Below are 6,819 nucleotides of genomic sequence, written 5' to 3' on the forward strand. Positions count from 1 at the left end.
CGTGGCAGGAATGGATCGCCGGGCGCCGATGGGAGAGGTGGCTAGTTCAGGCGCTGCCAGAGCGCGGGCACGTTCGTGGGCTCCCATCCCACGGCGGAGGTGTGCGCCTGGCGGCACTCGTAGTTGACGCCCGAGAAGGTGACCCGGGTGCCGGAGGAGTAGGACGTCCCCGCCTTCCAGGCCGGGTAGTTCCCGGTCGGGGTGACCGTCGGGGTGACAGTGGGCGTCACGGTGGGCGTCACGGTCGGGGTGACGGTGGGCGTCACGGTCGGGGTGACCGTCGGGGTCACCGTGGGCGTCACCGTCGGGGTGACAGTGGGCGTCACGGTGGGCGTCACGGTCGGGGTGACGGTGGGCGTGACGGTCGGAGTGGGGGTCGCGCAGACGCCGAGGTCGGTCCAGACGGAGTTGGTGCCCGGCTCGTTGTTCTGGGTCCACCACTTGGCCTGCCACAGGTGACCCTTGTGCGAGACCTTGGCGCCGCCGTTGTAGACCTCACCGGCCGACCACGGGGGAGCCGAGCAGTCGCCGCCGGGGCCGCCGCTGCCGGTCGGCGTCGGCGTCGGGTTGACCACCACGCCGCCGCGGGCGTAGTCACCGGTCAGGCCGTAGGTCTTGCCGCCGAAGCTCACGGTGAAGTTGGCCGGGGCCGGGGCGGGCAGGTAGTAGACGTAGTCCATGCTCAGCGACGCGCCGGGCGCCAGCGACTCGTTGGCCTTCAGCTTGAAGGAGATCCGGTTGAAGTCGCCCTTCAGGCCGCCGATGTTGTTGCCGCCGCCGTGCTCGCTGCTGATCACGGTCAGGCCGTAGCCGGACTGGTCCTTGGCCGTCTTCGGAGCGGAGCTGGCGTAGTCCCACTGGAACTCGGCGCCGCCGGGGATCGTGGTCTTGGAGTTGTTGGTGACCTTCAGCTTGCCGGTGATCGGGTAGTTGCTGTCACCGGAGGGGAACCCGCTGATGTCCACGCTCACGTCGAGCTTCTCGTTGGGGATGCTGACCTTCGCCCGGGTCGCGCCGTACGGCGTGGCCGTCTTGAAGGCGTCGTAGACCTGGCTGGTGAGCGTGTTGCCCATGAACCACTCGCCCTTGGCGGAGTCCCAGGCGTAGTCGCCGGCCAGCTCCCAGATCATCAGGCCGCCGATGCCCTTGTCCTTGACGTAGTTGGCCTTGACGCCGATGGACTGGTCGTCCTCCATGGACAGGAAGACCTTCTTGCTGTCGTTCCACAGCCAGGGCGCGACCAGGGTCGGGTTGTAGTTGCGGGTGTAGGTGCCGGTCAGCTTGTCGTCGGCCTTGTTGGGGTCGAGACCGTAGGCGGGGCCGTACGATCCGGCGCGGCCGTCCAGCAGGTTCTTGGCGTGCCAGAGCGGGTTGCCGCCGCCGCCGACCTCGCTGTTGTTCTCCAGGTCGTGCCAGAGGTTGTCGATGCCGCGCGCGCCGTCACCACAGGTGGTCAGGCCGATCGGGCAGCCGCTGGTGCTCTTGGAGATGCCCCACAGGCCGTTGGTGCCGCCGGTGACGTTGCGCCATCCCCGGGTGTAGTACGGCACGCCGATGTTGATCCGGCCCGCCTGCATCGCACCGCGGAAGTAGTGGTAGGCCCAGTCGGTGTTGAGGTAGCCGATGCCGCCGTACGCCTCGGTGTTGTAGACGTTCCACTTGGCCAGCTCGGCGTCCTTGCCGTCGTCGTAGAGGGCCGCGTTCGGGCCGACGAACTCGTTCCAGGCGCCGTGCAGGTCGTAGGACATGATGTTGACGTAGTCCAGGTACTGGGTGACCTGGAAGGTCTCCATGCCGCGCAGCAGGTAGCCGGAGGAGGGCGCGGCGACCGAGAGCAGGTAGTACTTGCCGTCGGCGGCCGAGGCCGCGTTGAGCTTGTCACGCAGCGTCTTCATCAGCACCGCGTAGTTCTTCATCAGCGAGGCGCGGCGGGCGTTGCCGACCTGCCAGTCGAGCGGGTTGCCCGCGTCCTTCATCGACGTCGGGTACTCGTAGTCGATGTCGACGCCGTTGAAGCCGTACTTCCTGATGAAGGCGACCGAGGAGTCGGCGAAGGCGTTGATCCCGGCCGTGTTGGCCGAGCCGTCGGCGTTGGTGGTCATGGTGTAGAAGCCACCCGACGGCTTGCGCTCGCCCGTGTCGTCGATGTACCCGCCGGTCTCCGCCCAGCCGCCGACGCTGATCAGCGTTTTGACGTTCGGGTTGGCCTTCTTGTACTTGTTCAGCAGGTTGAAGTGCCCCTTGTAGGGCAGCGCCGGGTCCATGGTGTCGATCCCCGGCCACTCCATGCCGGTGGAGGGGTTGTCGGCCCCGTCACCGCCGACCGAGATCTTGTTGTCCGCGCCAACGTGCGCGAACGCGTAGTTGATGTGGGTGACCTTGTCCCAGGGGATGTTCTTGGCCAGGTAGGAGGGCTGGCCGTTCTTGCCGGTCCGCCAGCTCGTGAAGTAGCCGATGATGCGGCGCGGGTGGTCCGCGCCCATCTTCTCCCGGCCCGACTCGTCGTAGACCTGGCAGTAGGGCACGTCGAGGCCCGGGGTGGTGTAGAGACCGTCGGGGCGGCACGACGTGTCGTCGGCCGCGGCGGTGGCCGTGCCTGCGAGCGCGCAGGCGATCAGGGCGAACGACGCACCGGCCGCCGCGAGGCCCGCGCGTAAGCGTGAGGACATGGGAGAGCTACCTCCGAATGAGGAAACACAGCAGTTACCCCAACCCCGAGGCCCCCCACGGGTTGTTGATTTTGGAAACTATGCGCTCCCACCAGGTCCGTCAATGCTTTCTTTTAAGAAAGTTTCCTGATAGTTAGTTGGGGGTGGCTCTGCTGGGCCACGACGGGCCACGGCCTGTCCCCCGTGACCGCGCCGTCCAACGACCCCGGACCCGTGCGGTGCGCCGGGACGGCCCGTGCCCGTGTCCAGTGGATTCGCGTTCCGGGAAACCCCCGGCGACTCCGGCGGCCCTCCGGCTCGGTACCCCCGTGACCGGACGGGCCGCGTTCAACGTTCTCCGCGCCGAGGGGCGCCCGAGGGGCGGTCGGGGGTTGAGGGGTGACAGGACCCTTACTCCGGGGTGAGGTCATTCACTCAACGTGGTATTCGGGCCACTCCACCACGGACTACGCGTCCCTCCGGTAGCTGGGCGTAATGGAATGCTGCTGGCATGGCAGCGGTCTCCGCTCCCCGCCCCCTCATGGGAGCCGTGCTTCTGTTGTTCGTCAGCGCCGCCTGGGGGTCGGCCTTCCCGCTGATGAAGGACCTCATGGCCCGCGTACCCGTCGCGGACCTGCTCACCGAGCGCTACGCCGTCGCCGCGATCGCCCTGCTCGCCCTGCGGCCACGCTGCCTGCGCGGCCTGCCGGAGAAGACCTGGCTGACCGGCGTCCTGCTCGGCCTGATGTTCGGTGTGGGACAGACGGCGCAGGCGATCGCGCTGCACGACCTGCCCTCGTCGGTCTCCGGGTTCACCGTCGGCTCCTACGTGGTGATCACCCCGGTCCTCGGGCTGATCCTGCTCGGCGCGGAGGTCCCCTTCCGCACCTGGGTCGCGGTCGCGCTGGCCACCGCCGCGATGACGATCTTCACCCTGCTCAGGGGGGCGGAGGGCGGGTCGGTACCGCTGCTCGCCTTGGCCGTCACGCTGCTGTCGGCCGTGCTGTACGCGGGACACACCCTCGTGCTCGGCGACTTCGAGGGCGCCGGACGCGACGCCTACGCCCTCGCGGTGATCCAGCTCGGCGTCATCGCGCTCATGACCGGGGTGCTGGCCGTGCCCGACGGCCTCACCCTGCCCCGGACCGCCGCCGACTGGGCCGCCATGGCCCACCTGTCGGTCGTGGCCTGCGCCCTGGGGTTCCTGGCGCGCTCCTTCGGCCAGGCCCACGTGCCCGCCGCCCCCGCCGCGGTGATCCTGTCCGCCCAGCCCCTCTGGGTCACCGCCCTGGCCATCACCCTGTACGGCGAACGCCTCACCTGGACCGTCCTGGTCGGCGGCGGCCTGATCGCCCTGGCCATGCTCCTGGTCCTGGTGCCCCGCCGGGCCCGTTAACGGCTGAGGGGAAGGCGCAGGACGAACCGGGCACCCCGCTCGCTCTCCTCGATCACCAGGGTTCCACCGTGCGCCTCGGCGACCTCCCTGGCGATGGGCAGCCCCAGCCCGGTGCCCCCGGCGTCCCTGTTACGTGAGGCGTCGAGCCGGGCGAAGCGGCGGAAGACCACCTCCCACTGGTCACGGGCGATCCCCGCGCCGTCGTCGAGCACCTCAAGCACGGCCGTGTCCCCCCTGGCGGCCACGGTCACCGTGACCCGCGAGGTCGCGTGCCGTTCCGCGTTGTCCAGCAGGTTCGTCAGCAGCCGCACCAGCCGCAGGCGGCTTCCCTGCACCACGACGCCGGGCTCCGCGCGGCAGTTCATCTCGACACCGCGCCTGCGGCGGGTCATCTCCTCCCGGCACAGCTCGCCCAGGTCGACCGGCTGGCGGGCCATGGGCGCGCCGGAGTCGATCCTGGCCAGCATCAGCAGGTCGGAGACGATGGCCTGGAGCCGGTCCAGGCTGGCGAGCATCTCCCCGGCCTTCGCCTTCCAGTCGGTGTCCTCCGGGTAGTGCAGTGCCTCCTCCACCTGTGCCCGCATCGCGGTCAGCGGGCTGCGCAGGTCGTGCGAGGCGTCCGAGGCGAACCTGCGCTGCTGCTCGGCCGCCGCCTCAAGCCGGTCGAGCGTCTGGTTGATCGTGATGGCCAGCTGTTTGATCTCCCCCGAGTCGGACGGGACGGGCACCCGGCGGCCGAGGTCGGTCGCGGTGATCTCCGCCAGTTCGCCTCTGATCGAGTCCACCGGGGCCAGCGCCCTGTTGACCGTCTGGTAGGCGCCGACCCCGGCCAGCAGCACCAGCGTCACGCTGACGCCGACGATGCCGGCGAACAGGCCGGGATGGACGTACCAGGGAACGACGTCGTCGGCGGCGTAGATGATCCAGTCGCCGCCCGCCTGGTGGACCCGGAAGGCCACGACGACCATGCACCTGCCGGGGAACTCGGGGCTGTCGCACACCTGCCTGTCCGCACTGACCTCTCCCGGCGGGGGGACGAAGTCCGCCATCCGTGGCTTTCCGTGCAGGTTGGGCGTCGAGGACAGGACCTGGCCCGACGGGTCGAGCACCTGGACGCCGTCCAGGGTCCCCTGGGGCAGCCCGGCGGGTAACTGCTCCCGGACGGTCAGGTTGATGGTCTCCAGGGCGGCGTTGGCGATCTCCTGGGCCCGGAAACTGCCCGCCAGGCCGTACAGGGAGAAGGTGGCGACCAGGGCGAGGGTGAGGCCGGACAGGGCGGCCACGGTGACGGCGATCAGTGTCAACCGGGTCCGCACCGACCAGGCGCCCTTGGTGACCACGCCAGCTTCCCCCGAGGTCCGACGATCTTCCTAGGCGGACTAATTGCCATTTCCTGGCCATTCATGGCCAAGGAGGGGCAAAGTTCCGAACCCCTTCCATTGCGGAGTGTTGGTCCGCGCGGAGGGCCGTGGGGGACGGCCCGGCACGGCGGCCCAGGGGTCGCGGGCCCGTCAGACGGTCTCGTTCTTCAGCACGGAGGTGATCAGCCCGGCCAGCAGTCTCGTCCGCGCGGGCATCTCCCCGACGATCACGTGCTCGTGCGGCGCGTGCGCGCCGCCGCCGACCGCGCCGAGCCCGTCGAGCGTCGGGCAGCCGACCCCGGCGGTGAAGTTGCCGTCCGAGGCGCCGCCGACCGCGGCCCCGCGCAGCGGCTCCATGCCGAGATCCGCGGCGATCGCGCAGGCCAGCTCGAACAGCCGCGCCGAGGACGTCTCCTCAAGCGGAGGACGGTTCGGCCCCCCGCTCACCTCGATCCGCGCCCCGGGAACCCGGGGGAGCAGCTCACGGACCAGCCGGTCGATCCGGTCCTGCTCGGCGACGCTCGGCACCCGCACGTCCACGGAGACCCCCGCGGTCGCGGGCACCGTGTTGACCGTGGTCCCGCCGGACAGCACGGTCGGGGTCACCGTCGTCGGCCCCTCGCCCATCGTGCTGAGCGCCAGGATCTGGTGGGCCAGCTCGATCCCGGCATTGACCCCCTTCTCCGGTTCGAGACCCGCGTGGGCGGCCCTGCCGTGCACGGTGATCCGGTAGTCGGAGGTGCCCTTGCGCGCGGTCTTGAGCGCGCCGCCGTCCGCGCTCGCCTCAAGGACGAAGGTCGCGGCGCACCCGCGCGCCGACTCCTCGATCAGCTCGCGCGAGGTCTGCGAACCGACCTCCTCGTCCCCGGTCACCAGCACGCACACCCCCTCGGGTGAGGGCAGGGAGGCCAGGGCGTGGAAGGTCTGCACCAGCCCGGCCTTCATGTCGAAGACACCGGGACCCCGGGCGATCCCGTCGTCGAGCGACCACGGGTGCTCACGCAGCGTGCCGATCGGCCAGACGGTGTCGTGGTGGCCGACCAGCAGGACCCTGGGCGTGCCGAAGGTCCAGCGCAGGTGGGGGACACCGCCGATCACGATCGTCTCGGGGCGCGCGCCGAGCCTTCTGAACCCCTGGTCCGCGACCACGGCGGCACTGCGGGCCAGTGCCTCGTGGTCGGCGGAGAAGGATTCACAGACGACGAGTTCCTCCAGGTCGTCGAGCATCAGATCGAGGTTCATGCGGGCCTTCCCAGTTCGGAGCGGAACAACCGCAGGACATTGTCGCCGAGGATCTTGACGATCTCTTCGTCCGAGAATCCATGTTTGAGCAGGGTTTCTGTCACCAGAGGCAAACCGGAGGGTCCGGCCAGGCCGGGGATGGCGGCTGTGGCGTCGAGTCCGTCGGGGGCGG

5 protein-coding genes are annotated in these 6,819 nt (G+C 69.8%); 1 reads left to right on the forward strand and 4 read right to left on the reverse strand.

Annotation, left to right across the window (positions count from 1 at the left end; all coding sequences use genetic code 11):
• Nucleotides 1–41: 41 nt before the first annotated feature.
• The gene (locus ACFOYY_RS34370) at nucleotides 42–2,669 is read right to left on the reverse strand and encodes a chitinase C-terminal domain-containing protein (protein ID WP_362784891.1); all 2,628 of its coding nucleotides are present in this window, start codon (nucleotides 2,667–2,669) and stop codon (nucleotides 42–44) included.
• Nucleotides 2,670–3,159: 490 nt separating this feature from the next.
• On the opposite strand from ACFOYY_RS34370, the gene ACFOYY_RS34375 reads away from it, so the two are divergent.
• Nucleotides 3,160–4,044, forward strand: coding sequence for a DMT family transporter (locus ACFOYY_RS34375; RefSeq protein ID WP_352016432.1), 885 nt, complete (start codon nucleotides 3,160–3,162; stop codon nucleotides 4,042–4,044).
• Here the strand turns inward: ACFOYY_RS34375 and ACFOYY_RS34380 are convergent.
• From ACFOYY_RS34380 to ACFOYY_RS34390, 3 genes are all read right to left on the reverse strand, one after another.
• Nucleotides 4,041–5,384, reverse strand: a complete 1,344-nt coding sequence (locus ACFOYY_RS34380; RefSeq protein ID WP_386195305.1) for a sensor histidine kinase — start codon at nucleotides 5,382–5,384, stop codon at nucleotides 4,041–4,043. The two genes, ACFOYY_RS34375 and ACFOYY_RS34380, sit on opposite strands and share 4 nt — an antisense overlap.
• A gap of 171 nt (nucleotides 5,385–5,555) precedes the next feature.
• Nucleotides 5,556–6,647 carry a M20 family metallopeptidase gene (locus ACFOYY_RS34385; protein ID WP_352016430.1) on the reverse strand — a complete coding sequence of 364 codons (1,092 nt, stop codon included), beginning with the start codon at nucleotides 6,645–6,647 and terminating at the stop codon, nucleotides 5,556–5,558.
• Entirely contained in the window at nucleotides 6,644–6,787 is a 144-nt protein-coding gene (locus tag ACFOYY_RS34390) for a membrane dipeptidase (protein WP_386195308.1), read from the reverse strand. The genes ACFOYY_RS34385 and ACFOYY_RS34390 overlap by 4 nt, the downstream gene beginning before the upstream one ends.
• Nucleotides 6,788–6,819: the final 32 nt, after the last annotated feature.

Source organism: Streptosporangium jomthongense (assembly GCF_042650425.1).
Classification (GTDB): Bacteria; Actinomycetota; Actinomycetes; order Streptosporangiales; family Streptosporangiaceae; genus Streptosporangium.